The sequence below is a fragment of the Thermococcus litoralis DSM 5473 genome, assembly GCF_000246985.2.
GTDB classification, from domain to species: Archaea; Methanobacteriota_B; Thermococci; order Thermococcales; family Thermococcaceae; genus Thermococcus_A; species Thermococcus_A litoralis.
In genome coordinates, this window is sequence record NC_022084.1 from 228,001 (window position 1) to 253,289 (window position 25,289).

General features: G+C 43.6%; 21 protein-coding genes. 10 read left to right on the top strand and 11 right to left on the bottom strand.

The window, feature by feature from the left end; all coding sequences use genetic code 11:
- Nucleotides 1–41: 41 nt before the first annotated feature.
- Complete coding sequence (locus OCC_RS01245) at nucleotides 42–1,037, top strand: proline racemase family protein (protein ID WP_004067931.1); 996 nt, start codon at nucleotides 42–44, stop codon at nucleotides 1,035–1,037.
- A 17-nt stretch (nucleotides 1,038–1,054) separates the two neighbouring features.
- On the opposite strand, the gene OCC_RS12935 is transcribed toward OCC_RS01245, so the two are convergent.
- The gene (locus OCC_RS12935) at nucleotides 1,055–1,177 is read right to left on the bottom strand and encodes a hypothetical protein (RefSeq protein WP_020953586.1); all 123 of its coding nucleotides are present in this window, start codon (nucleotides 1,175–1,177) and stop codon (nucleotides 1,055–1,057) included.
- Nucleotide 1,178: 1 nt separating this feature from the next.
- Nucleotides 1,179–2,663, bottom strand: coding sequence for a sodium-dependent transporter (locus OCC_RS01250; protein ID WP_004067932.1), 1,485 nt, complete (start codon nucleotides 2,661–2,663; stop codon nucleotides 1,179–1,181).
- Between the two features lie 229 nt (nucleotides 2,664–2,892).
- On the opposite strand from OCC_RS01250, the gene hypD reads away from it, so the two are divergent.
- The 5 genes from hypD to OCC_RS01275 are packed head-to-tail and all read left to right on the top strand — an operon-like array spanning nucleotide 2,893 to nucleotide 10,269.
- Nucleotides 2,893–5,349, top strand: coding sequence for a trans-4-hydroxy-L-proline dehydratase (hypD, locus tag OCC_RS01255; protein ID WP_004067933.1), 2,457 nt, complete (start codon nucleotides 2,893–2,895; stop codon nucleotides 5,347–5,349).
- A gap of 43 nt (nucleotides 5,350–5,392) precedes the next feature.
- The gene (locus OCC_RS01260; RefSeq protein ID WP_004067934.1) at nucleotides 5,393–6,439 is read left to right on the top strand and encodes a proline racemase family protein; all 1,047 of its coding nucleotides are present in this window, start codon (nucleotides 5,393–5,395) and stop codon (nucleotides 6,437–6,439) included.
- Between the two features lie 9 nt (nucleotides 6,440–6,448).
- Nucleotides 6,449–7,363 carry a glycyl-radical enzyme activating protein gene (locus OCC_RS01265; protein WP_020953587.1) on the top strand — a complete coding sequence of 305 codons (915 nt, stop codon included), beginning with the start codon at nucleotides 6,449–6,451 and terminating at the stop codon, nucleotides 7,361–7,363.
- Nucleotides 7,364–7,366: 3 nt separating this feature from the next.
- Nucleotides 7,367–9,085: an amylo-alpha-1,6-glucosidase gene (locus OCC_RS01270; protein ID WP_004067936.1), complete on the top strand. Its 1,719-nt coding sequence runs from the start codon at nucleotides 7,367–7,369 to the stop codon at nucleotides 9,083–9,085.
- Nucleotides 9,082–10,269, top strand: a complete 1,188-nt coding sequence (locus OCC_RS01275) for a glycoside hydrolase family 1 protein (protein ID WP_004067937.1) — start codon at nucleotides 9,082–9,084, stop codon at nucleotides 10,267–10,269. Before OCC_RS01270 ends, OCC_RS01275 begins: the two co-directional genes overlap by 4 nt.
- Here the strand turns inward: OCC_RS01275 and OCC_RS01280 are convergent.
- Complete coding sequence (locus OCC_RS01280; RefSeq protein WP_004067938.1) at nucleotides 10,257–11,420, bottom strand: OBG GTPase family GTP-binding protein; 1,164 nt, start codon at nucleotides 11,418–11,420, stop codon at nucleotides 10,257–10,259. The two genes, OCC_RS01275 and OCC_RS01280, sit on opposite strands and share 13 nt — an antisense overlap.
- A 121-nt stretch (nucleotides 11,421–11,541) precedes the next feature.
- Here OCC_RS01280 and OCC_RS01285 point away from each other — a divergent pair, with 121 nt between their 5' ends.
- Nucleotides 11,542–11,994, top strand: a complete 453-nt coding sequence (locus OCC_RS01285) for an Lrp/AsnC family transcriptional regulator (RefSeq protein WP_020953588.1) — start codon at nucleotides 11,542–11,544, stop codon at nucleotides 11,992–11,994.
- Here OCC_RS01285 and OCC_RS01290 read toward each other — a convergent pair.
- From OCC_RS01290 to cobB, 4 genes are read right to left on the bottom strand one after another with little or no spacing between them, the layout of a single operon-like run.
- Nucleotides 11,991–12,554: an ASCH domain-containing protein gene (locus OCC_RS01290; protein WP_004069194.1), complete on the bottom strand. Its 564-nt coding sequence runs from the start codon at nucleotides 12,552–12,554 to the stop codon at nucleotides 11,991–11,993. The genes OCC_RS01285 and OCC_RS01290 overlap by 4 nt on opposite strands.
- Nucleotides 12,520–13,245, bottom strand: coding sequence for a TIGR02253 family HAD-type hydrolase (locus OCC_RS01295; RefSeq protein WP_048874656.1), 726 nt, complete (start codon nucleotides 13,243–13,245; stop codon nucleotides 12,520–12,522). Before OCC_RS01295 ends, OCC_RS01290 begins: the two co-directional genes overlap by 35 nt.
- A 28-nt stretch (nucleotides 13,246–13,273) precedes the next feature.
- Nucleotides 13,274–13,666 (bottom strand): DUF3783 domain-containing protein, encoded by a 393-nt coding sequence (locus OCC_RS01300; protein ID WP_004069190.1) that lies wholly within the window; start codon nucleotides 13,664–13,666, stop codon nucleotides 13,274–13,276.
- A 10-nt stretch (nucleotides 13,667–13,676) separates the two neighbouring features.
- The gene (gene cobB / locus OCC_RS01305) at nucleotides 13,677–14,444 is read right to left on the bottom strand and encodes an NAD-dependent protein deacetylase (protein WP_004069188.1); all 768 of its coding nucleotides are present in this window, start codon (nucleotides 14,442–14,444) and stop codon (nucleotides 13,677–13,679) included.
- 110 nt (nucleotides 14,445–14,554) lie between these two features.
- On the opposite strand from cobB, the gene glyA reads away from it, so the two are divergent.
- Nucleotides 14,555–15,832, top strand: a complete 1,278-nt coding sequence (gene glyA, locus OCC_RS01310) for a serine hydroxymethyltransferase (protein ID WP_004069186.1) — start codon at nucleotides 14,555–14,557, stop codon at nucleotides 15,830–15,832.
- Between the two features lie 63 nt (nucleotides 15,833–15,895).
- Here glyA and OCC_RS01315 read toward each other — a convergent pair whose 3' ends face one another.
- Together OCC_RS01315 and OCC_RS01320 are read right to left on the bottom strand one after the other, a co-directional pair.
- Nucleotides 15,896–18,079, bottom strand: a complete 2,184-nt coding sequence (locus OCC_RS01315; protein WP_148290378.1) for a M1 aminopeptidase family protein — start codon at nucleotides 18,077–18,079, stop codon at nucleotides 15,896–15,898.
- Nucleotides 18,080–18,134: 55 nt separating this feature from the next.
- On the bottom strand, nucleotides 18,135–19,403 hold the full coding sequence (locus tag OCC_RS01320) for a UbiD family decarboxylase (protein WP_004069183.1): 1,269 nt from the start codon (nucleotides 19,401–19,403) through the stop codon (nucleotides 18,135–18,137).
- Between the two features lie 142 nt (nucleotides 19,404–19,545).
- On the opposite strand from OCC_RS01320, the gene OCC_RS01325 reads away from it, so the two are divergent.
- Complete coding sequence (locus OCC_RS01325) at nucleotides 19,546–20,910, top strand: DEAD/DEAH box helicase (protein WP_004069181.1); 1,365 nt, start codon at nucleotides 19,546–19,548, stop codon at nucleotides 20,908–20,910.
- On the opposite strand, the gene truA is transcribed toward OCC_RS01325, so the two are convergent.
- Both truA and pheT read right to left on the bottom strand, forming a co-directional pair.
- Nucleotides 20,897–21,697 carry a tRNA pseudouridine(38-40) synthase TruA gene (truA, locus tag OCC_RS01330; protein WP_048874611.1) on the bottom strand — a complete coding sequence of 267 codons (801 nt, stop codon included), beginning with the start codon at nucleotides 21,695–21,697 and terminating at the stop codon, nucleotides 20,897–20,899. The genes OCC_RS01325 and truA overlap by 14 nt on opposite strands.
- Before the next feature lie 305 nt (nucleotides 21,698–22,002).
- Nucleotides 22,003–23,685: a phenylalanine--tRNA ligase subunit beta gene (gene pheT / locus OCC_RS01335; protein ID WP_004069177.1), complete on the bottom strand. Its 1,683-nt coding sequence runs from the start codon at nucleotides 23,683–23,685 to the stop codon at nucleotides 22,003–22,005.
- A gap of 354 nt (nucleotides 23,686–24,039) precedes the next feature.
- Between pheT and OCC_RS01340 the strand changes: the two genes are divergently transcribed.
- Nucleotides 24,040–25,260: an iron-containing alcohol dehydrogenase gene (locus OCC_RS01340; protein WP_020953590.1), complete on the top strand. Its 1,221-nt coding sequence runs from the start codon at nucleotides 24,040–24,042 to the stop codon at nucleotides 25,258–25,260.
- The last annotated feature ends 29 nt before the right edge of the window (nucleotides 25,261–25,289 follow it).

Below are 25,289 nucleotides of genomic sequence, written 5' to 3' on the forward strand. Positions count from 1 at the left end.
TTATATACTTCTTTGCTTCTTTTGATACACTGGTGTTCCATATGTTTGCAGATCATGTCTTCCATGTTGTGGACACCCACACAGAGGGTGAACCTACAAGAATAGTCCTTTCTGGAGTGAATGTAAAAGGAGAGGACATCATAGAAAAGAGAGAATATTTTAAGGAACATTACGACTGGATTAGGACTGCCCTGCTCCATGAGCCCAGAGGACATTCGGATCAATTTGGGGCAGTTCTAGTTCCTTCGGATATAGCAGACTTTGGAGTTATATATATGGACACCTCTGGCTATCTCGACATGTGTGGACACGCGACCATGGGAGTTGCCACAGTGCTGGTGGAACTGGGGATCATAGAGAAAAAAGAGCCATACACAACGGTAAAGCTTGAAACTCCTGCAGGACTCGTGGAGGCTAAAGCTAAGGTAAAGGGTGGGGTAGTTAAAGAGGTCACCGTTGTTGATGTGCCAAGCTTTTATGTCGGAGAATTTGTGATAGAATACCCAGGAAGAGGGAAGATAAAGGTAGATGTAGCATTCGGCGGTAACTTCTACGTTATTGCAGATGCCAGAGATTTGGGACTTAGAGTCAGACGGGAGTACATAAAAGAGTTAATTCCCACAGCATTGAAGCTCATTAAAGTGGCCAATGAGCAGATAAAAGTGCAACACCCAAGGAAAGGTGTTCAGAATAGAATAAATCTCGCAATGCTCACCGATGAACCTGAAAGGGAAGATTCTGACGGAAAAAACGTCGTAATATGGGGAGAGGGAAGCGTAGATAGAAGCCCCTGTGGAACAGGGAGTGCTTCTAGAGTTGCTACTCTATATTCAAAAGGAATCCTAAAAGAGGGGGATATCTTTGTCCACGAGAGCATATTGGGAACTCAATTTAGAATCAAAATAGTTGGGACAACAAAGATTGGAGAATATACTGCAATAATTCCCGAAATTACAGGAAGTGCTTATATAACAAAAATTTCTCAGGATATTATTTCCAAGAACGACCCTCTTTGGAAGGGCTTCTTGTTAAGGTAAAAAGAAAAAGTTAAAGGTCAGGAACTCTGAGCCCTAGCTTTCTCTTTTTCTTTCTGTAGCGCAAGTCTAACGAAATATAGTGTAAGTCCCCAGTAAAATCCAAGAACCACTATCATGGAGATTATCACTGATGCCTCCATTTCAGACCCCCTCCTCAGTTAGCTTTGCTTCAATTTTAGGCATGAGTACTTTGTTCACTATAATCCAGATGGCAACTGCAGCTATAATCCACTGCACAATTACTGTTCCCGCGCTATAAATCTCAAGTGGATTCCACCAGGTTTCTGGATACCAATCGATTGACTGCTTGAGCCACCAGAGCATGACGATGATTATGCTTATTGGGGAAACATAGCCTATCATAATGTCCCACCACTTGCCGATCTTGATGTCTGATCCTCTGTTTGCGGTCTCTCTGTTCTTTTCTAAGCCTGTCTTGACCATTATGAAGGATATGACAATTGCGCTAACCAGCAACGCAACACCCCAAGCCCAATCTTGGTTGTTGAGCCAGTTAATACTGAGTGCCGCTGGAAGGCCTGCTACTAAACCGATGATGGCAACATAGGTAGCGGCTTTCTTTCTTGGAACCCCAAAGTCTGCTACGTTCTTAACAAAGACATCTGTAATTGCTATTTGTGATGTGAATGCAGCAAAGAACAGGGCTAAGTAAAAGAGGGTACCTATGGCAAATCCTGCTGGTACTTTGGGGAAGAGTTCAGTCAACCAAATGAAAGTCAATCCCACGTTACCTTCAGCATATACTTTGAAAGGATCTAACCCAATAAGGGGTGCCGTAACGGCAACAGTAGTAATTACTGCCAAACCGCCCAAAAGTGCCGCACTTGTATCACCAAATCCGGTAATGTGGGAGTTGAGATTAATGTCATCGTTTTTCTTCAAATATGAGGAGTATGTTAAGTAGATACCCCATCCAGCACCAGTGCTCCACAACACTTGACTGTATGCCTGAAGCCAAGCTTCTGCGTTTGATAGCTTTGTGGTGTCAAACTTGAACATGTATGTTAAGCCTACATCAGCTCCTGGCATTGTAATTGCTCTTATAATGACAATCACAAGGAAAAGTATCAGTGATGGGACCATGAAACTGGCAACCTTTTCAATTCTTTTAACACCAACTGCCATTACGTACCATGTAAATATCCAGACGAGTATTGTAAATAGCACTGGTTGCCATCCACTTATGAATGCATTCCATGTTTCCAGACCCTTTCCTGGAGCATAGCTTGCATAAAGTCCAGTAAGCCCCTTAAGGAAGTACGCGAGTGCCCATCCATTGACAACTGCATAGTAAAACATAATTGCTATGTTAACCCATGCAACCCATGCTCCAAGCCATGCATACTTTTTATTCCCAGTATACTTTGCAAAGCCAAGGATTGTGCTTTTTCCAGTTTCTCTACCTATGATACCCTCTGCAATAAGCAGTGGAATTGCAACTGTGAACAATGCAATGCTGTAGGGAATCAAGAAGGCACCGCCACCGTACATTGCCATCATTCTTGGAAAACGCCATATGTTACCACTGCCGACCATTGCACCTATAATGGCAAAAATAAACCCCAATCGAGTTCCCCAGTGTTCACCTGTTTCAACTTTTTCCATTTTTCCTTCCCCCGACCTAGTTTGTGGACAAAATCTTCCAACCCCTTATATAGGGAGCTATAGCATCTTCATGTTTGTAATACTCATATTTATACTTTTCTGATTATTCACTTGTTATTAATGATCTACTTTGATACACGTTGTATAACATTAACCATTTAAAGGGCGTGAAATTGATGAAGGAACATTTATATATTTTGGTCTCATTGTAATATCAGCGGTGATCTAAATGAGTGAGGTCGTTACTTGTTGTGTTGATGTTAAGGAGAAAATAGAAAAAGAGTTAGAAAGGCGCAGAAGTTCTATAAGGCCCATAAACGAGAGGGTCGCTAAACTCAGAGAAGAGAGCGTGAACACTGAGGTGAGAATCTCTTCTGAGAGGGCGAGGCTGATAACCGAGTTCTACAAGAGTGATTTACCCAAAGGAAAATCAATTCCCGTTCAAAGAGCTCTCGCATTTAAATACCTCCTTGAACACTGTAGCCTACCCGTTGAAGACGGGCAGCTCATCGTCGGGATTAGGGGCACTGGCGTTAAAGAGGTTCCAACTTATCCCGAAATCACGGTTCACAGCATAGAGGATCTTGAAATTTTGAACTCAAGGGAGAATATGCCATACAGGGTTGATGAGGAGACTAAAGAACTCTACGAGAGGGAGATAATCCCCTTCTGGAAAGGAAGGGCGATGAGGGACATAATTTTCGAGAACCTACCCCAGGAGTGGATCGACGCTTACGAAGCCGGCGTCTGGACAGAGTTCATGGAGCAGAGGGCTCCGGGACACACTGCGGGTGGCGAGAGAATTTTCAAGATGGGCGTTCTCGACATCAAAGAGGAGATCAGGAGGAAGATGGAGGAACTCGACCCGAGCGACCCTGAGTATTACGAGAAGATGGAAGAGCTTAAGGCAATGGACATCGTTGCAGATGCGATTTTAATCTACGCCCGTAGGTACGCTGAAAAGCTGGAGAAAATGGCGGAGGAGGAGACCGACCCCAAGAGAAAAGAAGAGCTGAAGCAGATGGCAGAGATATGCAGGTGGGTGCCCGCTCATCCCCCCAGAACCTTCTGGGAGGCCTTACAGCACTACTGGTTCATACACGTGGGAGTCACCTATGAGACCAACCCGTGGGACTCATTCAACCCCGGCAGGATAGACCAGCACCTCTACCCCTTCTACAAGAAGGACATAGAGGAGGGAAGGCTTACGAGGGAGAAAGCGAAGGAGCTCCTCCAGTGCTTCTGGCTCAAGTTCAACAACCAGCCTGCCGTTCCGAAGGTTGGGGTGACTGCAGAGGAGAGCTTCACATACAACGACTTCTCAAAGCTCAACGTTGGCGGACTGAAGGAAGACGGCTCCGATGGAGTTAATGAGCTCTCCTATTTGATTCTCGAAGTCCTCAGTGAAATGAGGACTTTGCAACCAAACACCGCCGTGCTGGTGAGCGAGAAAAATCCTGACCGCTTCCTCATTGAAGCCCTGAAGGTAGTTGGACCAGGATTCGGCGAGCCGCCGTTCTTCAACTTCGACGGCGTCATAGTGAAGATGCTCAGGCAGGGTAAGAGCCTTGAGGATGCGAGAACTTCGGGAGTGAGCGGCTGCGTGGAGAGCGGAGCCTTCGGGAAGGAAGCCTACATACTCACCGGCTACTTCAACCTGCCAAAAATCCTCGAGATAACCCTCAACAACGGCGTTGATCCAAGAACTGGCAAAAAGATTGGCCTTGAGACCGGCGACCCGAGGAACTTCAAGAGCTTTGAGGAGCTCTGGGAGGCCTTCATGAAGCAGATAAAACACTTCATGGACATAAAGATGAAAGGCAACGACATAATTGAGACCCTCTACGCAAAGTATCTGCCGGTGCCATTCATGTCTCTGTGGATAGAGGACTGCGTTGAGAAGGCTAAGGACTACAACTGCGGGGGAGCTAGATACAACACTCAATACATTCAGGTAGTTGGGCTAGGAACTATAGCAGACAGCTTAGCCGCAATAAAGTACCACATCTTTGATAAGAAGACGTTCACGATGGAAGAGCTTCTTGAGGCATTAAAGAACAACTGGAAGGGTTATGAACTTATGAGGGAAATACTCCGCAACCCCGATAAAACTCCCAAGTTTGGAAACGATGATGACTACGTCGACGAGATAGCCAAGAGAGTCGTGGATGAGGTTGTTGACCTCATCGAGAGCTATCCACCTTCTCCGGTTAGGAAAGCATCAAAGAGGGCTTACTTCCTCCCGACGACTGTTCACGTTTACTTTGGAAAAGTTACCGGAGCAACGCCCGATGGAAGGGAGGCAGGCTTTCCAGTCTCTGAGGGAGTTTCTCCAGTTCAAGGTATGGATAGAAAAGGAATTGCTGCTGTATTTAGGAGCGTTACCAAGTGCGACTGGGACAAGACGGGAGGGGCATTGCTAAACCAGAAGCTTACTCCAGATTTGTTTGATAGTGAAGAGAACCTCAAGAAATTGGCACAACTAATAAGGACGTTCTTTAGACTTGGTGGCCACCATGTGCAGTTCAACGTTGTGAGTGCTGAGCTCCTTAGGGAGGCTCAAAGAAACCCTCAAGACTTTCAGGATTTAATGGTTAGAGTGGCAGGTTATAGTGACTACTTCGTAAACCTGCCCAAAGGGCTACAAGAGGAGATAATAAGGAGGACAGAGCACAAAGAACTCTAACTCCCTTTTGATTTTATTTTTAGTGAAGGTTTGAGGTGAGATAATGTTCAAAAAACTTGAGAACTTAGAGAAATGGGAACCCCCAAAAGATTGGATGGTAATTAAAACTCTCGATACTCACACTGCTGGAGAACCACTAAGGATAATCTTAAGCGGTTTCCCAGAGATTCCCGGAAAAACAATACTAGAAAAGAGGCGCTATCTCATGGAAAACCTAGATCACCTTAGAAAAGCCCTAATGTGGGAGCCAAGAGGACATGCAGATATGTATGGGGCAATAATAACGGAACCTGTTAGTGAAGAAGCAGACTTCGGCGTAATATTCATGCACAACGAAGGTTATAGTACAATGTGTGGTCATGCGACCATAGCCCTTGGAAAAGTTGCTGTGGAGTGCGGGCTTGTTGAAGCTAAAGAACCAATAACCGAGATAAAGATGGACAGCCCAGCTGGTCTAATCAAGATTTACGTTAAGGTTAGGGATGGAAAAGTGGAGAAAGTTTACTTCCACAACGTGCCATCTTTTGTTCTTTTCAAAGATGAAACTATCAACGTTCCAGGAATAGGGGAAGTTAAATACGATCTTGCCTATGGGGGAGCGTTCTACGCATTCGTGAATGCTGAAGAGATTGGATTAAAGTGCACTCCAGAATATTACAGGCAACTCATTGACGTCGGCATGAAAATTAAAAGAGCTATAATGTCCGAAAAAGAAATAAGGCACCCATTTGAGGAGGATTTAAGCTTTCTGTATGGGACGATATTCATAGGAGAGCCGGAAGATGAGAACTCTCACAGCAGGCATGTTTGCATATTCGCCGATGGTGAAGTTGATAGAAGTCCAACGGGAACCGGCGTAAGTGCAAGGCTTGCAATCCTCTATGAAAAAGGAGAAATCGACATAGGAGAAGAGATAACAATCGAGAGCATAATCGGCACAAAGTTCACCGGAAAAGTTGTTGAAGAGACAAGATACGGCCTTTACAGGGCAATAATCCCTGAAGTTGGAGGAAACGCCTACATAGTGGCTAAGAATACCTTTTTAATCGACCCCCAAGATCCACTCAAGTACGGATTTTTCTTAAGATGAGGAGGACAAATGATGGTCAAGGGTATAATCTTTGACATAAAGCGCTATGCAATCCATGACGGCCCGGGAATCAGAACTACAATCTTTATGAAGGGCTGTCCGCTGAGGTGCTGGTGGTGTCACAACCCAGAGGGGATATCCCCAAAGCCGGATATCATGTACTTCAGCTTTAAGTGCATCCACTGCCACACCTGCGTTAAGGCTTGTCCCGAAAATGCGGTTAGCTTCGATGAAAATGAGATTCAACATATCGATAGAGAAAAGTGCACAGGTTGTGGGATTTGTGCAGAGCTTTGCCCAACGAATGCCCTAAGGCTTGTGGGCAAAGTTGTTACTGTGGATGAGCTCATTCGCGAGATTGAAAAGGACATTAAGTTCCATGACAGCTCCGATGGGGGAGTAACGTTCTCTGGTGGAGAACCTCTTTTCCAGCCAGAATTCTTGGAAGATATCCTCAAGGAGTGCAAGAAGAGGTACATTCATACAACAGTCGATACCTCTGGATACGCCCCAACAAGAATTTTGGAGAAGATACTCTCTTACACAGACCTCTTCCTATATGACCTGAAACTTTTTGATGAAAAAGAACACATCAAATATACTGGAGTTCCAAATGAATTGATAAAGAAAAACTTAATTTTCCTTGTTGAAAAGAAAGCTAACGTAATCCTAAGGTTTCCAGTTATCCCGGGAATAACAGACACAGAATGGAACGTAAAAGGTTGGGCAAGATTCCTTTCAGAGCTTGACTTAAGTTCTATTCAGGAGATAGATCTGCTGCCATACCATGATGTTGGAGAAAAGTTCAACCGCTTGGGAAGGGAATACAAAATGGAAGTTCACCACGCGCCATCTGACGAAACATTAAAATGGATCAAGGAAGAATTTAAAGGCTTAGGGCTCAAAGTCAAAATCGGTGGGTAGTGGATGAGAAAAGTACTCTCAAATGGGCATTCATATGCTGTCTTAAAGGAACGAGAACTGACCGTTGACTTCTATGCATACGGTACACTCTTTGTTGAAAATTTGAGGCTTTCCTTAGGGGCTAACCTCACACCTATAAGTGTTTCCATCTCAAGAAATTTGGTCACGATTCTATATTATGGTGATAGAGTCTGGCTTACGCGAGAGATATTGGTGAACAATGGAAGTTATGAAGAGAGGTGCCTTTTTGTAAACAGGGGGAATAGCGAGGTCACCATAGAGGGAAAATACGATTTCTCAACTCCTTTTTCGGACATCCTCGAGAGGGACTATCCCCAATTTACGCTAAAGAGAAATTTTGTAAGAGTTCGGGATAAATACGTTTATAGAGGGATAGATGGCAGAGTTAGAGGGTTAGAAGTTGTTGGTGAGAAATTTAAGTTCACGCTAAATGAAAACGAGACTTTAGAAACCAAGTTCTTAGCTAGGGCCTTCGTGAAGGGAACTTTTAGGATTCCAACGTTTAAAAGTGCAGACATTTCATTTAAGATGAAGTGTTTTGATAACGAACGCTATCAGCAAGTGTATCTGATGGCAATTAATGACCTTAAAAGCCTAATTGTAAGCATTGGCGGTTATCCCTTCCCACTTGCAGGACTTCCAGATTTTGGAGCGGTTTTTGGGAGGGACTCCATATGGACCGCATTCTTTTTGCTCGATGAGTATCCAGAAATAGCAAAGGGAGTTCTAATGACTCTTTCTAAGCTCCAGGGAAGAACATTTAACGAGAAAACGGAAGAAGAGCCCGGTAGAATTCCCCACGAATTCAGATTTGGAGAGCTATGTCAAGCTGGAGTTATTCCATTCAACCCATACTATGGAAGTGTAGATTCAACTCCCTTGTACGTAGCTCTAGCTGGAGAGTACCTCAGAAAAACTCAAGATAATGAAACTATCGGGGAAATTAAGGAAAACCTAACCAATGCTGTGGAGTGGATATTGAGGCGTCTTGAGGAAGGTGAGGGCTATATAAGGTATAACAAAACTCCTCTCGGCCTTGAAAATCAAGGGTGGAAGGATTGGAAGAACAGCATACCCGATGAGACTGGAAGACAAGTGAGGCATCCTGTGGCAGTTGTGGAGGTACAAGGATATGCCTACTGGGCACTTAAGCAGGCAGCTGAGCTTGAATTGACGGATTTAGATGAAAAAATGCTCAATAAGGTAGCTGAAGATCTAAAGAAGAGGTTCAACAGAGATTTTTGGACTGGGGAGTATTACGGAATAGCCCTTGATGGGGAGAATAATCCTGCAAGAGTTGTGTCTTCAAACATGGGACATCTCTTAATAACTGGTATTGTGCCCAGGGATAGGAGAAAGGGAGTAGTGGAGAGGCTTTTTAGAAGTTATATGTTCTCAGGATGGGGCATAAGAACGCTGAGCTCAAGGGAAGCTGCATACAATCCTTTCAGCTATCATAATGGAAGTGTATGGCCTCATGATAATGCAATAATTGCGATTGGTCTTTTTGAATTAGGATTCTATGAGGAAGTTAAAAAGTTGTCATCTCTAATTGAAGCGTGCTATAGATTAGGAAAAATACCGGAGCTGTTTAGTGGTCTTGAAAGACTTTCACCAATTCCCTATGCGAACTCTCCTCAAGCTTGGAGCGCTGCGGGAATTTTAAAGCTCTTAGAACTTTTAAAGGAGGTAGGAGTATGAAGTTTTTGTGGGGAACCTCGACTGCAGCTTATCAGATTGAAGGAGACAATAAATGGAGCGACTGGTGGTATTGGGCCGAAAAAGGAAAGCTTCCAAAGGCGGGAAAAGCCTGCAATCATTGGGAACTCTATAGGGAGGACATAGAACTTATGGCCAAGTTGGGATACAATGCCTATCGCTTCTCAATTGAATGGGGGAGGATATTTCCCGAGGAAAACAGAGTAAATGAAGATGCTCTAGTTAGGTATAGGGAGATAATAGAGTTGCTATTGAAAAAGGGAATAGAGCCAATGGTCACTCTCCACCACTTCACTCTCCCAACTTGGTTCGCTCTTAAGGGTGGCTTTCTAAGGGATGAGAACTTAAAATACTGGGAAAAGTACGTTGAGGCTGTTGCTGATATTTTGAAGGGGGTAAAATTAGTGAGCACTACAAACGAGCCCATGGAGCTGGTAATAGAGGGATATTTAACTGGGAATTGGCCTCCATTCATCAGAGATCCTAAAAAGGCTTTCCAAGTCGAAAAGAATCTAATAAACGCCCATTCAATTGCCTATGAAATGCTGAGTGGTAAGTACAAAGTTGGAATTGTCAAAAGCATGCCCTCAATAAAGTTCCCAGATGGGAGAATTGCCGAGGAAGTTGAGAATCTTCAGACGTTTTATTTCTTCGATGCAATATTTGGAGGAACATTAAAAACTCCTTTCGGAGAGCTAAGAGTTTTGGAGTCAGATCTTGACTATATCGGTATAAACTACTACACCCTTCACATAGTCTCTCCAGACAAGGATCCCGTTGTAAGTCTCTATGAGTATGAATTTGATGGATATGGAAGAACTCAAATGGGATGGAGGATATACCCAAAGGGCATCTACGAGGCAATTGTGAAGGCTTCAAGGTATGAAAGGCCAATGTATATTACCGAAAACGGAATTGCCACAGAAGATGAAAATGAAAGAATAGACTTCATAAGAGCCCATATCTCTTGGGTTAAGCGGGCTATAGAGGAAGGTTTTGACGTGAGGGGATACTTCTACTGGTCATTCATAGACAACTACGAATGGGATAAGGGCTTTGAGCCAAAATTTGGGCTTGTAGCTTATGATCCACTAACATGGAGAAGAATTCCAAAAAAGAGCGCTTTCGCATTACGGGAACTGGGAGTAAGTGATTACCTAGCATGAATCTCAACTATATCTCCATCTTCAAGAACATGATCTGGCCCAACTCTCTGCCCTGGGAACTTTGCGCTCTTTCCCCACACCCTTGCATACTTAAAGTTCTTTGCGAAGTCTTTATGGATTCTCTCCGCCACATCAAGAACGGTTGAGCCTTTTTTAAGAGCTATGGGGGGATAAGCCGGCTCTTCACCGGGCGATTTGGTGAAAACCCTTATTATACCGGCAAGTTCATAGAGCTCTTCTTTAAGAGTTTCAATATTTGCCATCTTTTTCGCAGAAACGGGCACTATTTTAAACCTATCCCCATAAGCTTTAACGAGCTTTTCGTAGTTCTCTTTGCTCCCCGGTGCATCGCCTTTGTTGGCAATGATTATTGCCTTCCTCCATACAAGGCTCTCATCAAGAGCATCTGAAAACTCTTCAAGGGTAACAGGTTCCTTTACAGTGATCTCAGCACTGTGAATGCCTTCTTCCCTAAGCATTTTCATGACTTCGCTTATATCTCCCTGGATCAAATCCTGCCCGTTGATTACAATTCCACCCATTGGCATTCTCTTTATCTCCACTTTTGGCTTTCTTTTGTTGATTTTTATTCCAGCACGTTCAAATTCTTTCAATATTATCTCCATCTGCTTTATTGGATCCTGAGAAAGATCGACGACGATAGCTATTGCATCGGCATTTCTTATGACGCTCAAAAGCTGCGTCCCCATGCCTTTACCAAGGGCAGCTCCTTCTATCAAACCCGGCACTTCCACGAGTTGGATCTGAACGTCTTTGTGCTTCATCATGCCCGGAATTGGCTCAACCGTCGTGAAAGGATAATCGGCAACATCCACATCAACGCCCGCAAGAACCTTAAGGAGTGAAGATTTTCCGACGTTTGGCAAACCCGCGAGAACTATCTGGGCGGCACCTTCCTTTTTAACGCTAAATGAATAGCCTCCCCCTTTTCGTTGGCTCTGCTGCTTTTCCAGTTCTTTCCTGAGCTCTGCTAGCTTTCTCTTTATTTGGAGTCTGAGCTTCTCTGTTCCCTTGTGCTTTGGCACAGTGGCATACATTTTCTCTAATGCCCTTATTTTTTCGGGTATTGTTTTAGCTTGTCTGTATTCCTCTTCCGCCGCTAGATATTCTGCTGTTACGTTTGTTGGCATTTCTATTCACCTCTCCTTCTCTAGCCCATTAGGGTTATGATGGAGGGTTTTTATAAATCTATGGTGTGAAACTATCATCAACTTTATATACTTTCTCGAAAAATTTTAGGGTGGTGAGAATATGAAGGGACTTTTAGATGAAATTGATAAGGAAATCTTGAGGGTGCTTCAAAAAAATAGCCGTACTCCCCTAAGAGAGATATCCAAGCGAGTTGGACTTGCAGAATCAACGGTCTATGAAAGGATTAAGAAGCTGAAGGAGAGAGGAATAATAAAGAAATTCACGATTATCCTTGATCCAGAGTCCCTTGGCTTTCATCTACTGGCTTTCATATTGATAAAGGCAAAAGCTGGAAAGTATGCTGAAGTTGCCGAGAAGCTCATCGCCTATCCAGAGATAGTGGAAATTTATGAAACCACGGGCGATTACGACATGATACTCAAGATAAGAACGAGGAGCAGCGAAGAGCTCAACGACTTTCTTGATAAGATAGGGGAGATAGAAGGCGTTGTTGCGACCCATACAATGGTTGTGCTGAAGATACACAAAGAGACAACCGAGCTTCCGCTTTAAATTTTCCCCTCTGCATAAAGTTTATGATAGGCTTTCAAAAGGGCATCCCTTACCCTCTTTGGCCCGTATCTTCTCACCGCGCTTTTTAATCCTTCGGAATAAACCCTTTTAACTATTAAATCAACATCGGGAGAATCTTTTAGGCTGTTTTCTACATAGAGCTTTGCTATCTCCTCTGGATCTCTGTAGTTCAGTCCCTTAAGCCATTTTAAGGGGATTCCACTTTCAAACTTCTTTATTACCTCAAACTCAATTACCGTCACTTCGTCATCTCCATGAAGTTCCCCGTATATCTTGTTCAATGCACCTACTAGCTCTTTGACATCCTTAAACCCGTCTTTTTTCGCATCTTGATTTGTAAGCTCCTTAACCTTTTTCTTCTCTACTTTTGTGATTTTTACCTTTGCAACGGCGGTGTCGCTTGGTGTTATTACCAGATAAACCTCGCTTTCGGGTTTTGCCTCATACTCCCCAAATCTAATCGTGGTGGTCTTTTTTCCGCTTAGTATTTTGGATTTGTATGAATTATCTATCAGCAGGAACTTCCTTATTTGAACCATCCTTGAGCACCTCTAAAATCTCCGGAAGCTCTAAGAGGTCGTTAATTTTGAAATCAGCGTACTCCTTATATTCAAGCTCTCTGTCCGCGTATTTGCCATAGCGGAACCATACAGTGTGCATTCCTACCCTTTTTGCCCCATAGATGTCTGAATAAAGCCTGTCCCCCACCATCAATGCCTCTTCCGGAGACACTTCAAATATCTTAAGGGCTTTTTGGTATATTTTTGGATGTGGCTTCTTCACCCCTTCAAAGTCTGAGACCACCATATGCTCAAAGAAATCATCTAGATCAAGCCTTAGAACCTTCTCCCACTGCTTTATTGGATTGCCATCGGTTATGATGCCCAGTCGATAGCCCATCTCTCTGAGTTTGATGAGGGTTTTTCTTGCATGCTTAACTTCCCTTATGTGGGCAAATTTGGTGTTGTGATAGGCTATAACCCCTGCAGCAACCCACTTGGGGTTGTATTTTAGATCAAGCCTCCTGAGAAGGTAATCAAAGTGATGAGGAAAATTGCTCCCGTATTCGTTTATGAGCTCTAAAAGTTCGTTATAGGCAGTGTCAAAATCAACAGGCATTCCGTGCTGGATCATGTTTTCTATGGCGTTTTTTCTGGCAAGCTCAGCTAAACGAGAGGTGTCCACAAGGGTGTCATCGAGATCAAAAAACACGACCCTTATCATTTTAATCCCCACTCAAATAAAAAGGTTAAAGTATTTAACTTTTCCCTATGTCGAGATAAAAGGATTTCATCTTTTGCTTTTCCTCTCTTAGCTTTCTAAAGTATTCGTCCTCTCGAATGAGCTCATCAAGAAGGTCTTCAAGCTTCCACGTTAGAGATGTGGGCGTTGTGGTTGCAAAGATTGGGTTAATTCCTTGAGAGCGAATCCCCTTAATAACCTTCTTTACCTCTTCATTTGAGAGGTTGTGCATTATGACGAACTTTCTCCAGTGCCAGTTGCCGCTTCCTTGGAAAGTAGGGGCCTTTGCTACAACTTCCTCCACAACCCAGTCCCTGCAGTATTCCGGAACCTCATAAATGTCGAACTCACTTAAGATCTCTCTCACCCTGGAAACTTCATCCTGCTCAAACCCTATTACGAGTATCATAACACCACCCTTAACAGCCTTTATCTTTTAAGCATCTTTTAACCTTTGCCAAAAGGTGTTCCATTGTCTCTCCAGCAAACCCTTTCAGAAAGATATCCGCTATCGGAGTTATGCCGCTTTCCCGTGGGTTGATCTCTATCACATACCCTCCGTTCTCTTTTACAATGTAAGGAACATACGCCGCAGGAAACACTTGACCACTCGTCCCAATGACCAAACAAACGTCAGCCCTTTCGGCAAGCTTAAAGGCTTTTTGAAGGGCTTCTTGAGGGAGAGGTTCCCCAAACCAGACAACATCCGGCCTTAAGAGGGAACCGCACTCTGGGCATTTGGGTAAGCCCTCTTCTTCCAAGAACTCCTCAAGCCTTCCTGAGTCAAGGAGATTTTCCCTATAAGCACAGCTGGTGCACTTAACTCGATAAATGTTCCCATGAAGTTCTACAACGTTTTTGTTTCCGGCTTCTCTGTGGAGGTTGTCAATGTTTTGAGTTATGACAGCTTTTAAAAGACCCATTTTCTCAAGCTCTGCCAATGCCAAGTGAGCCCTGTTAGGCTTTGCCTCCTTCATAAGCCTCATTCTCATCTTGTAAAACTCCCATACAAGCCTTGGATTTCTTCTAAAAGCCTCTGGAGTAGCTACCTCCTCCACTCTGTACTTCTCCCACAGACCGCCTTTGTCTCTAAAAGTTGGTATTCCGCTTTCTGCACTTATTCCAGCTCCGGTAAAAGCTATTAAAAATCGGGAATGGGCTATCAATTTGGCAGCTTCCTCCATCATAGGACATCGCTTTCTAATTCCCCCTTGAAATTTTTAAAGGTATTCTAACGGCAAGATTTAAATTACATGGATGTAAAATATCACATGCAAGAAAGCACTGGGGTGATACCATGAGCTACCAGATGTATAGAGACAAAGTTTTGGAATTTGTTGAGATGCACGAAAAGTGGAGAGCATCAACAATAAATTTGATTGCAAGTGAAAACGTGACTTCCCCAAGCGTTACAAGGGCTGTGGCAAGTGGTTTTATGCACAAATACGCCGAAGGGTGGCCAAGACAGAGGTATTATCAGGGATGTAAGTACGTCGATGAAGTTGAGCTCATAGGAGTCGACCTCTTCTGCAAGCTCTTCAAGAGCGATTTCGCAGATCTAAGACCAATCTCTGGAACTAACGCAAATCAAGCCGCGTTCTTTGGATTAACAAATGCGGGCGATAGGGCTATTGTTCTCCATACCTCCCACGGTGGGCACATAAGCCACATGCCCTTTGGAGCAGCTGGTATGAGGGGATTAGAAGTCCACACATGGCCTTTTGATAACGAAGAGTTCAACATCGATGTCGACAAGGCAGCCCAAATGATTAGAGAGCTCGAACCCAAGATAGTTGTCTTCGGTGGTTCATTGTTCCCGTTCCCACACCCAGTTAAGGAGCTTGCTCCAGTGGCTAAAGAAGTTGGCGCTTATGTAATGTATGACGCAGCCCACGTTTTGGGATTAATAGCGGGAGGAAAGTTCCAAGACCCACTTAGAGAAGGAGCCGATGTTGTAACTTCCTCAACACACAAGACCTTCCCAGGCCCACAAGGTGGTGTAATACTCTACAAGGACCTTGGGGAAGACACGGCAAAACTGCAATGGGCAATCTTCCCAGGTGTTCTGAGCAACCACCACTTACACCACATGGCTGGAAAAGTCATTACAGCTGCGGAGATGCTCGAATTTGGTAAAGCCTACGCTGAGCAGATCGTAAAGAACGCAAAAGCCCTAGCCGAGGCTCTTGCAGAGGAAGGATTCAAAGTCATTGGGGAGGACAAAGGCTACACGGAGAGCCACCAGGTTATCGTGGATGTAAGTGAGCTCCACGAAGCTGGAGGAGGATGGGCTGCTCCGCTATTAGAGGAAGCGGGCATAATCCTCAACAAGAACCTCCTCCCATGGGATCCACTTGAGAAGGTCAACACCCCAAGCGGTCTAAGAATCGGTGTGCAGGAGATGACAAGAGTTGGCATGATGGAAGACGACATGAAGGAGATAGCAAGATTCATGAGGAGAGTCCTTCTTGACAAGGAGGATCCAAAGAAGGTAGAGAAGGAAGTATTCGAGTTCAGGAAGCAATTCCAGAAGGTCTACTACTCCTTCGACTACGGTCTGCCAATGAAAGAGTGAGTCCTTTTATCTTTTTTCTTTGCTTTTTGAATGCAGTTTTTGGAAGTTGTAAATAAAGAGAAATCAACTCCCAGACACCATAACGCTTATCCTTGTCCCATCTGCCTCCACATCAAAGCTCTTGCTGAGGAATGGAGCTCCGTATATCACGATCTCTTTTGGCTCTCCGGGAAGGGAAATCTCGACCTTCTGAGGTTCGCCATAGTAGAAGCCTTCCACCTCGGTTCTCTGCCCCTGCCATCCTATTACCCCGATTTTAAATGGAAACGCAAAGCCATTTTTGTCCACCAGAGTAAACCTTACGGTGTAGTTGCCATTGGTTTTCGCTATCTCTACATTTTCCACTGTGAGGTTTGGAAGTGCAGGCTTTGTTGTCCAAGTTTTCCAAATCAGCATGACCTTCTCATCTCCTGATTTTTTAGCCAAGAGTTCTGCAAAATCATCGAAATCTGCTTCCTTGAAGATTACTTCTCTTGAAAATTCTGTCAAAGCCTCTTTAAACGCTTCCTCTCCTGCTTGAGTGTAGAGGAGGTAAAACGTCAAGAAACCTTTGTAGACCATTGAGCTCCTTATCCATGACTTGTCGCTGTAAAAGTATCTGTAGCCTTCAATTAAGGGATATCCAACGTCTGGAAAATCCCTCAAATTCACTCTGTATTTATATAGCGCGCTTTTTCTGTAATCCCCAAGCCGATTTAACTCGACTCCCTCTAAGAGGGGAAATAAACTATCTGGAACCCATGCATCTTTCGGCTTTATCTTGAAGCTGTTAAGCCAGCTATAATATAAGCCCCAAAGAAGGTACAGCTCGTGATACCCGCTTTTAGGCTTATAGATGAGCAGATCTCTCGACCGATAGGTGTATTCTTTGATAGGCCCTCTTGTGTAGACGATTCTGAAGTTAGAGGAGGGAAGCTCAAACCATTCCAAAGCAGTGTTGAAAGCGCTTAGACTTTGTTTAAACACAGTTGCAGGGCTTTCCACATCGTTGGTATAGTAGAACTCAACTTCTGTTCCGTTTACAAAGCTCTTAAATGTCTTAAATCTACCAGTCACAAGGAATACAGCTTGGCTCGGCAACGTTGTAGTTATGGGGGTGTTCTTGCTAACTACTTTTATTCCACCTTTTGGAAGTTGCTGAGCAGCAGGCTTTGGGAACAAATAATAGTCGAAAAGCAGGGTCAGGTTGGGTGTCATAAACATCCCGGAGAGGAAGTAGTTGATGCCCTCATCATACGTCAATGGCTGAATGCTGAAGTTTCCAATGTAGGATAGCTCATATACATTTTTTCGTTCATAGGGGAGCAGGAAAGTGAAGCTCTGTAGATATTGAATATCCATCGCCTTTACATTGAGATAGACATTCTTGAAGAAAACCGGATAGTACTCCTTAGTATAATTAACCTTGAAGCTTCCATTTGCTAAGAAAAATGCACTTTCTTCATCAACGCTTACTGTAAGATTCATTTCCTCGAGCTCGGAAGAGCCCTCTAAGATTCCCCCTCCCCAGAACCATCTGATGAACTCGTTGTACTCTTTTTCAGCGTTGGGGAGGCTTTTTATTATCTTGGATGGAGTATCGGTTTCAAGAAGCCTTAAAACTTCACCAATACCATATTTATGGACAAGAAAGCCCACAAAGTCAACCATGCTCCCCTCTTGCTCCTTAATCTTGCTAACATCTCTGCTGTCTACCAAGGACAAGAGCTCACCAAAGGAAAGTCCTGAGTAATCGGCTCCCCTAAAGTAGAGTTCCCCCAGGAGAGGGAATACAAAAGTTAGCCCGTTCACTTTTCCGGTTAAATACGCTATCAGTGCACTTTCTACGTTGTAGTAGTCAAGACTTTTGGCGTCCTTCTCAATAAAGGTAAATATTTTGTTTCCCTCTATATACCAGGGGAGATCAGTCGAGTAGTCAAACTTTAGATCGTCCTCGGAGGGAGATATGTAAAGCTCGATTTTTTCTGGAGCTTTTCCAAAGGCTTTTGCATAGCTTTCGTACACGTAATCGATCCCAACCAGGAGAAACCTTATGTTGAAGTTAAACCCTTCTGCCTTAACAGGAGGGTAGTAGATCGTAAAATACTTTGTTTCATTCTTCAGCCACCCTTCATAGGCGTTTTCCTCAGCCACAGTATGTACTGGAGTTGAAGATTGGGGCGTTGTTTCTTTTCCTATGCACATCGTGGAGAAAGTTAAGAGGAAGAGTATGAAAAAAGTCTTCAAGTGTCTGTGCACAATAAACACCCCAGAAAATTTGAAATTTAACACATAAAAAAGTTTTGAATAAAAATCAAAAATCTCAAAGCCTAGCCCGTTCAAACTCTTCCTTTTTGCCTAAAGGTTTTGTAGCATCAATACCCCATTTAGCAGTGAAGCCCTTCTCCCCAGAGGGATCAAGAGAGCTTCCCCTCGCATTAGGAATCACAACCAAGTCCTTATCCGCTTGAAATCTTGTGGCTACTGCCCATTCTATCTCTTTATCGTCGTAAATGTTAATGTCCTCATCAACCACTACCACATACTTTAGGCTTGGATGGCCAGAAAAAGCTGCCAAGATGGCATTTTTCCCATCTCCATCGTGCTGCTTTGTGATGCTGACTACCGCATGAAGCCACATGCATCCACCTTCTGTCAGCCTTACGCCGTGAACCTTCGGAACTACCTGCTTAACGCTCTTGTATATCTGGGGCTCCTTGGGAAGCCCCATGAGCATGTAGTGCTCATATCCGCTAGAAAGCAATGCATGGAAAATCGGGTTTTCAACATGGTACATCTTCTCAAAAACCACAACGGGCTGCTCCCTTACGATGTCATATGTCCCAGTTATATCAACAAAGGGCCCCTCTTTGTCAAGCTCTGGCAAAATTTTTGCCTCGAAGACAAATTCGCTTTCAACTGGAACCGGAATTCCATTGAGGTCTACAACCTCTAAGGGCTTTCCAAATGCAATCTCGCTCATAGATGACGCAATGCTGAGCTCACTAACTCCATAAGGCGGGCTTGTCGCTGCCGCTAGGAGGATATGGATTGGATTGCCAACAATTATTCTAACATCAAGCTCTTCACTGTGTTCTGCCTTATCCTTCCACATTGCATACAGATGCCTAGGAACTAATCTAACAGTCCCGGTTTTTTCATCTCTCACCATTGTTCTGTGATATGAAAGGTTTACAAATCCATTCTCATCCTTTGCTATGTAGATCGCCGATGTAAAATACTGCCCCCCATCCTTTGGAAAGTAATGCGGAACCGGCAACTCTTTGAGGGAGAAATCTTTTGTGGAGTTCTTAAAAAATTCAGCAGTTTTTGCCTCTTTATATGGTCTAGGATTCTCTATAGCTTCCATTATGAAATGAATGAGCTCTTCCCTTTTTATGCCGAGGTACCTTGCTATTCTCTCCCGCGTGCTCCATATGTTGCCTGCAACTTCCCATCCATCGACATCTTTAAACAGAACGGGCTTAGTTTTATGCTGAAGAAGATAGCTCGTTATCTCGAACTTTTTACTAACGGGCTTCTCAACGATAATGAGCTCATCATGAAACTGGTTTAATATCTCCTGTATCATGACACCACCCATTCAAACTCTGCTTGTATCGTGATAAACTTTTTGGAGGTTTTCATTTTTTCGTGTCTATTTTTGAATATTTTTCAAAATGATAGAGAAAGAGCTATAAAGGGGGAATTCCAAAAATTTCTTTTGAGTTGCTATGAAGACCGTGGTGTTGAGAATCCCGGATAAATCTGCACTGGTGTATATTGAGAAGGCCGATCCTAAGATATACTTCATGATATACGAGGAGCTAACTTACCGGAAAAGTTTCGGCAAATGGGAGAAGCCTGAGAGCCTATACGACCCTCACACAAAGTCCTTCCCCGTGGGATTAATTCCCCGTGTAAAGAAGCTTTTAAACTCAAAAGGATATAGAATTAGGGTAATTGACGAAAGAAAAATTGAAGGAGTAGAGATAAACGCAACATGGAACGAAGAGTATAAGCTAAGAAAGTATCAAGAAAAAGCCGTTAAAAAAGCATTAAAATCCGGTATGGGAGTCTTAGCGTTACCCGTGGGGAGTGGAAAAACAATAATAGGGCTGAGAATTATCTATGAACTTAACCTATCAGCCCTCGTTGTTGTGCACACCAAGGAACTTCTTTATCAGTGGGCTGAGAATATAAGGCGAGTTCTCGGAATTGAGCCCGGACTTGTAGGGGATAACAACTGGATAGAAAAGCCGGTGACGGTGGCTATGATACAAACCCTTCTCTCTAGGGGGGTTGATAAGCTCCAGCTCCCATATGCGGTGGTTGTATTTGATGAATGCCACAGGACTTCTGCCGCAGAAAAGTTCTATGAACTTGGAATAAGCCTCCCCCAGAGATTTAGGTTTGGTCTCTCTGCAACTCCATGGAGGAGAATTAAAGGAGAAGAGCTAAAGATAGAAGGGGCGATAGGACCAATAATCTATGAAGTTAAAGCCGAAGACCTGATAAAAGAAAAGTTCCTGGCAAAGCCAAGGTTTAAGGTAATTGAATATGAATCCTCCATGCCGCCGTTGGCAGAGCGCTACAAAGAGCTTTATGAAGAAATAATCATGGAAAATGAAGAGAGAAACAAGGCTATAGTTGAGACTGCATATAAGCTTGCGAAACAAGGCCATCGTGTCTTAATAGACGTCAAAAGGATTGAACACGGAAAGATCCTTGTGGAGATGCTTAAGAAGAAGGGCATAAATGCCGAGTTTTTGAGCTCTCAAAGTCCAAACAGGTGGGAGATTTTTGAAAAGTTCAAAAATGGCGAGATTAACGTTTTGGTCTCTACGCTATTGAAAGAAGGGGTAGATATCCCAGAAATTTCCGCTATAATACTAGCTGGCGGAGGGAAGAGCGATATAATGACAATTCAGACAATCGGGAGAGCGCTAAGACCTAAAGGTGGGAGCGGTGCTGTTATAGTTGACGTGAAAGATGAAGATCCACTGCTCTTTACTCACTTCATAGAGAGACAAAAAGCCTTGAGGCAGTACTATGGCAGGTACTATGACAAGGAGCTCGAGAAGCTCATAAAGACGTGAACCAGTCTTCAAAAATGCTCGCTGTTATTAAGTGTTGGGCAAACCTCTCAAAGAATTCTCTTTTTGCCTTTTCAACTGCATAAGGATCTTTTTCAAAGAATATTTCATCGTACTTAACTTCCCACAGGACGAGGTTTTCTGGGGGGGCAGGAGGGAGCTTTTTGTCAACTTCCTCTTCCAGCATTCTTTTCACTTCTTCTATTGAGAGAGCGCCAGAGGCGCAGAGCTTGAGAGCCGTTATAATCCTTCTCACCATTTCCCAGAGAAAGCTCTCCCCCTCAACTTCAACTGTAATTACCTTTCCCCTTTGGAGTACTTCAATCCTGTCTATCTTTCTTATAGGGTTTTTATCCTCCTCAAGCTTAGCAAAGTTTGAGAAGTCGTGAACTCCCACAAAAATTTCAGCACAAGATTTCATTTTCTCAATATCAAACCCCTCATTGAGGAGGTAGTATCTATACACCTTTCCTTTGCTCCAGAATCTTGGATGGAAATCCTCTGGAACCTGTGCCCTCCCTAAAACCCACACATCTCTCAAGTGATGATTCAAAATTCTCGGAGACGTTAGTTCAGGTTTGAAAGTGTTAAACGCAACAACGTTTCCAAAGGCAGAAACCCCTCTGTCAGTCCTTGAAGCCCCCTTAAAGTTGGCATCTTTGGGGTTTTCAATTATTCCGAGCTTAGTTAATACCCTAATTATCTCGGCTTCAACGGTTCTTAAGTTGGGCTGCCTTTGAAAGCCGTAAAACCTCCTCCCGTCGTAGGCAATTTTCAAAGCTACCCTCATGATTGGAAATTTGAGTGGGGCTATAAAAGGGTTGTCCGTCTTATTCTCTTTACAAATATCAAAGTCAATATGTCTATATATTCGAGTTTGTTCCGGAATGTTTTTGGAAATTTGACAACGAAAATAGGATAAAAGCTAAAACCCCTACTCCTTAAAGAAAATTGGGGGTGACAAAATGGTGACTGAGATCGATATAGAGACCATGGAGTGCTTAATCAACTTTGATATCATGTTTACATTTGCAAAGAAATTTCTCCGAGAAGGGAGGTCTTTTTAACTCCCTTTTTAAGAGAAAGGGAAGAAAATCAGAGAAAACTCCCCTTGTAGAAAGGCCTTAGGAAAATCTCAAATGCCGCTATCGGCATCTCTATTCCCCAGTTTTCGAGCACCTGTGGATGGATCTCTCCTATTATCCCAACGCTCTTCCCATCAACTATTATCTCTCCCACTCTACCGGGAATAAAAGAGCCGTGTTCTATTTCTTTGAGCTCGTATTCAGCACCAAGATGGCGCATTAGGCTGTCGAGGATTTCTTTTGCTTCTGTGAAGGTTACTTTGGGATGAGCAAGGGCAACGGCAAGTTTGCTCTCGCTGACAGTCTTTGTTTCTCTGCTTTCGTCTATGAGGGTCACCTTACCAACCTCAAAGATCTTCTGAGGATATTCCTCATGGGTATTCTGGCTTAGGAATTCCATCAGGCTTGGAAGGAGCCATTTTCTCAACGCAGACCATTTCTGGCTTATAGGATTCTCTATCTCCACTATTTCCTCCTCTGAAATGTTCATTTTGTCAAACTGGGCTTCCTTATTCGTGAGGTTGAAGGTCATAACCTCTTGGAGGCCAAAGCCAACCATGAGATCCCTCACAGCGTTTTCAAACTCTATAAAATCGTCTCCCTTCCCTTGAACGGCAAGCTTTGGCTCTTCTGGAACAATGTTGTTGTATCCGTATGCAATGAGGACGTCCTCCAAAACGTCTCTTGCATGCATTATGTCGTCTCTAAATGCTGGATACTTCAGCTTTGCCTTTCCATCAAAGATTTCAACCTCATACATCATGCGCTCAAGTAGGTCTTTTATTTCCTCATCGCTGAGCTCAACTCCCGTAAGTCTTTTGATGTAGCCAAGATCAACTTCGAACTCCTTGGGAGTCAAGTCGGGAGTTTCTATCTCGAAATCCTTGTAAACTACCTTGACGCTCCTTATTTTTCCGCCACGCTCAGCTAAGGCAGTTACAATTACATTCAAAGCAAGCATGATCTTGTTAAGATCCCATCCCGTGATGTCTATGAAGATGCTCTTGGTCTCTTCAGTGACCTTCCCATGGGTTTCGGAGTTTATAACCGGAGGCATTGAGAGAACGTTTCCTTCCCTGTCAACAAGCAATGGATAATAGATCTTTCCTTTAATCAAGTGACCGTATTCCTTCCCCTTTTCGTGCTCCTCAAGTATCTCATCAGCACTCATTTCTCGGTCGCTGTTTAATGGAATAAATCTTATTTTATCTGGCTCAACGGCTTTGTAGTAGAAAGGAGGCTTGAGCTTATCGAAGTCGAACGTTCCTATGGCAACTTCCCTTCTTCTCCTTCCAAAGGTGAGCGCCACTTTCTCCTGAAGCTGGATTATCTGTCTCAAGGCTTCTTCATCAAGTTCAAGGTTCTCAACTATGGCATAAACTCCATAGGGTCTTATATCTTTCAATTTTTCATCAACATAGACAACAACGTCGCTTTTTTCGATTTTATATTTCGGCAATCCCTTTGCCATTCCAAGAGCCCATTTTACCTGTCTCGCTATTCCCTCGGCACTCCACAAATCAGGCCTGTTCGTATCTTTGGCATCTGCTTTGAAGTATATCTTACCTTCGTGCTCCCACACATCGTCAAGCTCGCATTTTGCGTAGAGGAATAAGTCTTCCCACTCTTCGATCGTAAATTCTTTCCCAATTAATCTCTCCAAGTCATGCTTGGCAACATCGAACTTCGGCATATTTACACCTCCACCGGAACAATGTAGATAACCTTTTTAGTTTTGCGAGACATATAGACTTTTCCCTTTTGAAATTTTTAGCGATTATGATCATCTTGCTCTCATGGATTTCTTCTTTGTTATCCAACTAAAAAAGTTTCGTGAAAGTTTATAACAAATTCGTTACTCTTTCCTTTTCCAAATTAATGTACATTAATGTTCTGGACATTACAGTATGGTACCAACTAATAACTGCTCTGATTGATATATTAGCTTTGCTAAAAGAAACATTTTTGTATATTCACCTTTGGTTTAAGAAACGATTTTAAAAAACAATATTTAATATAACATTGAACACATTTGGAGGGATGTACAATGTTGTGGGAATCAAGACTCCCCATAAACCAGGTTTTTGAGTTGAGATGCAGAACCATAGACTACTTCGGTGTTGGTGCTATAAACAAATTCTATGACATTGCAAAGGACTTGAAAGAAAACAGAGACATTGATAAAGTCCTTCTTGTCACAGGTAAGAGCTCATACAAGAAGTGCGGCGCTTGGGACGTTATAAAGCCCGCCCTTGAGAAATACGGCATTGAATACGTTCACTACGACAAGGTTGGCCCGAATCCCACCGTTGACATGATTGACGAAGCTAAGGAGATGGGTGTAGAGTTTGGTGCTCAGGCTGTCATTGGTATTGGCGGAGGAAGTCCAATCGACACTGCAAAGAGTGTCGCAATCCTCTTAGAGTACCCAGACAAAACCGGTAAGGACCTTTATGAATTTAAGTTCAAGCCAACAAAGGCCAAACCTATCATAGCAATAAACACCACACACGGTACCGGTACTGAAGTTGATAGATTTGCTGTCGCATCCATCCTCGAAAAGGAGTACAAGCCAGCCATAGCCTATGACTTCATATACCCACTCTACGCTATCGACGACCCCGCCCTTATGACAAAGCTCCCAGCTAACCAGACGAGATACGTTACAATCGATGCCCTCAACCACGTAAACGAGGCAGCCACAACAAAGGCAACAAACCCATACTCAATTCTCCTTGCGCAAGAGACTGTCAGGTTGATCTCAAAATACCTACCTGCAGCTCTTGCTCACCCAGAGAACCTCCAAGCTAGGTACTACCTCCTCTACGCATCAGCAATAGCTGGTATATCCTTTGACAACGGACTCCTGCACTTCACACACGCTTTGGAGCACCCATTGAGCGCTGTCAAGCCAGATCTCCCACACGGACTTGGCCTTGCAATGCTCCTCCCAGCGGTGGTCAAACACATCTATCCAGCAACAGCTGAAATACTCGCGGAGGTATACAGACCAATAGCCCCGGAGGCGAAGGGATACCCAGGAGAAGCGGAATTCGTTGCAAAGAGAATCGAGCAATGGCTCTTCAGTATAGGAATCAAGGAGAAGCTCACAGACGTTGGATTCGGAGAAGATGACATTGACAAGCTAACAAAGCTTGCGATGGAGACCCCTGGGCTAGACGGTCTCCTAGCAATGGCTCCAGTCGAAGCAAATGAAGACGTAATAAGAGCAATCTACAGAGACTCACTCTATCCACTGAGCGAGTGATTTCTCCTTTCCCAATTTTCATTTTAAAA

Bases quoted from the DNA above. Each gene is read 5' to 3' on its own strand.
- OCC_RS01245 (WP_004067931.1), top strand. From the start codon at position 42: ATGTTTGCAGATCATGTCTTCCATGTTGTGGACACCCACACAGAGGGT.
- OCC_RS12935 (WP_020953586.1), bottom strand. From the start codon at position 1,177: ATGGAGGCATCAGTGATAATCTCCATGATAGTGGTTCTTGGATTTTAC.
- OCC_RS01250 (WP_004067932.1), bottom strand. From the start codon at position 2,663: ATGGAAAAAGTTGAAACAGGTGAACACTGGGGAACTCGATTGGGGTTT.
- hypD (WP_004067933.1), top strand. From the start codon at position 2,893: ATGAGTGAGGTCGTTACTTGTTGTGTTGATGTTAAGGAGAAAATAGAA.
- OCC_RS01260 (WP_004067934.1), top strand. From the start codon at position 5,393: ATGTTCAAAAAACTTGAGAACTTAGAGAAATGGGAACCCCCAAAAGAT.
- OCC_RS01265 (WP_020953587.1), top strand. From the start codon at position 6,449: ATGATGGTCAAGGGTATAATCTTTGACATAAAGCGCTATGCAATCCAT.
- OCC_RS01270 (WP_004067936.1), top strand. From the start codon at position 7,367: ATGAGAAAAGTACTCTCAAATGGGCATTCATATGCTGTCTTAAAGGAA.
- OCC_RS01275 (WP_004067937.1), top strand. From the start codon at position 9,082: ATGAAGTTTTTGTGGGGAACCTCGACTGCAGCTTATCAGATTGAAGGA.
- OCC_RS01280 (WP_004067938.1), bottom strand. From the start codon at position 11,420: ATGCCAACAAACGTAACAGCAGAATATCTAGCGGCGGAAGAGGAATAC.
- OCC_RS01285 (WP_020953588.1), top strand. From the start codon at position 11,542: ATGAAGGGACTTTTAGATGAAATTGATAAGGAAATCTTGAGGGTGCTT.
- OCC_RS01290 (WP_004069194.1), bottom strand. From the start codon at position 12,554: ATGGTTCAAATAAGGAAGTTCCTGCTGATAGATAATTCATACAAATCC.
- OCC_RS01300 (WP_004069190.1), bottom strand. From the start codon at position 13,666: ATGATACTCGTAATAGGGTTTGAGCAGGATGAAGTTTCCAGGGTGAGA.
- cobB (WP_004069188.1), bottom strand. From the start codon at position 14,444: ATGATGGAGGAAGCTGCCAAATTGATAGCCCATTCCCGATTTTTAATA.
- glyA (WP_004069186.1), top strand. From the start codon at position 14,555: ATGAGCTACCAGATGTATAGAGACAAAGTTTTGGAATTTGTTGAGATG.
- OCC_RS01320 (WP_004069183.1), bottom strand. From the start codon at position 19,403: ATGATACAGGAGATATTAAACCAGTTTCATGATGAGCTCATTATCGTT.
- OCC_RS01325 (WP_004069181.1), top strand. From the start codon at position 19,546: ATGAAGACCGTGGTGTTGAGAATCCCGGATAAATCTGCACTGGTGTAT.
- truA (WP_048874611.1), bottom strand. From the start codon at position 21,697: ATGAGGGTAGCTTTGAAAATTGCCTACGACGGGAGGAGGTTTTACGGC.
- pheT (WP_004069177.1), bottom strand. From the start codon at position 23,685: ATGCCGAAGTTCGATGTTGCCAAGCATGACTTGGAGAGATTAATTGGG.
- OCC_RS01340 (WP_020953590.1), top strand. From the start codon at position 24,040: ATGTTGTGGGAATCAAGACTCCCCATAAACCAGGTTTTTGAGTTGAGA.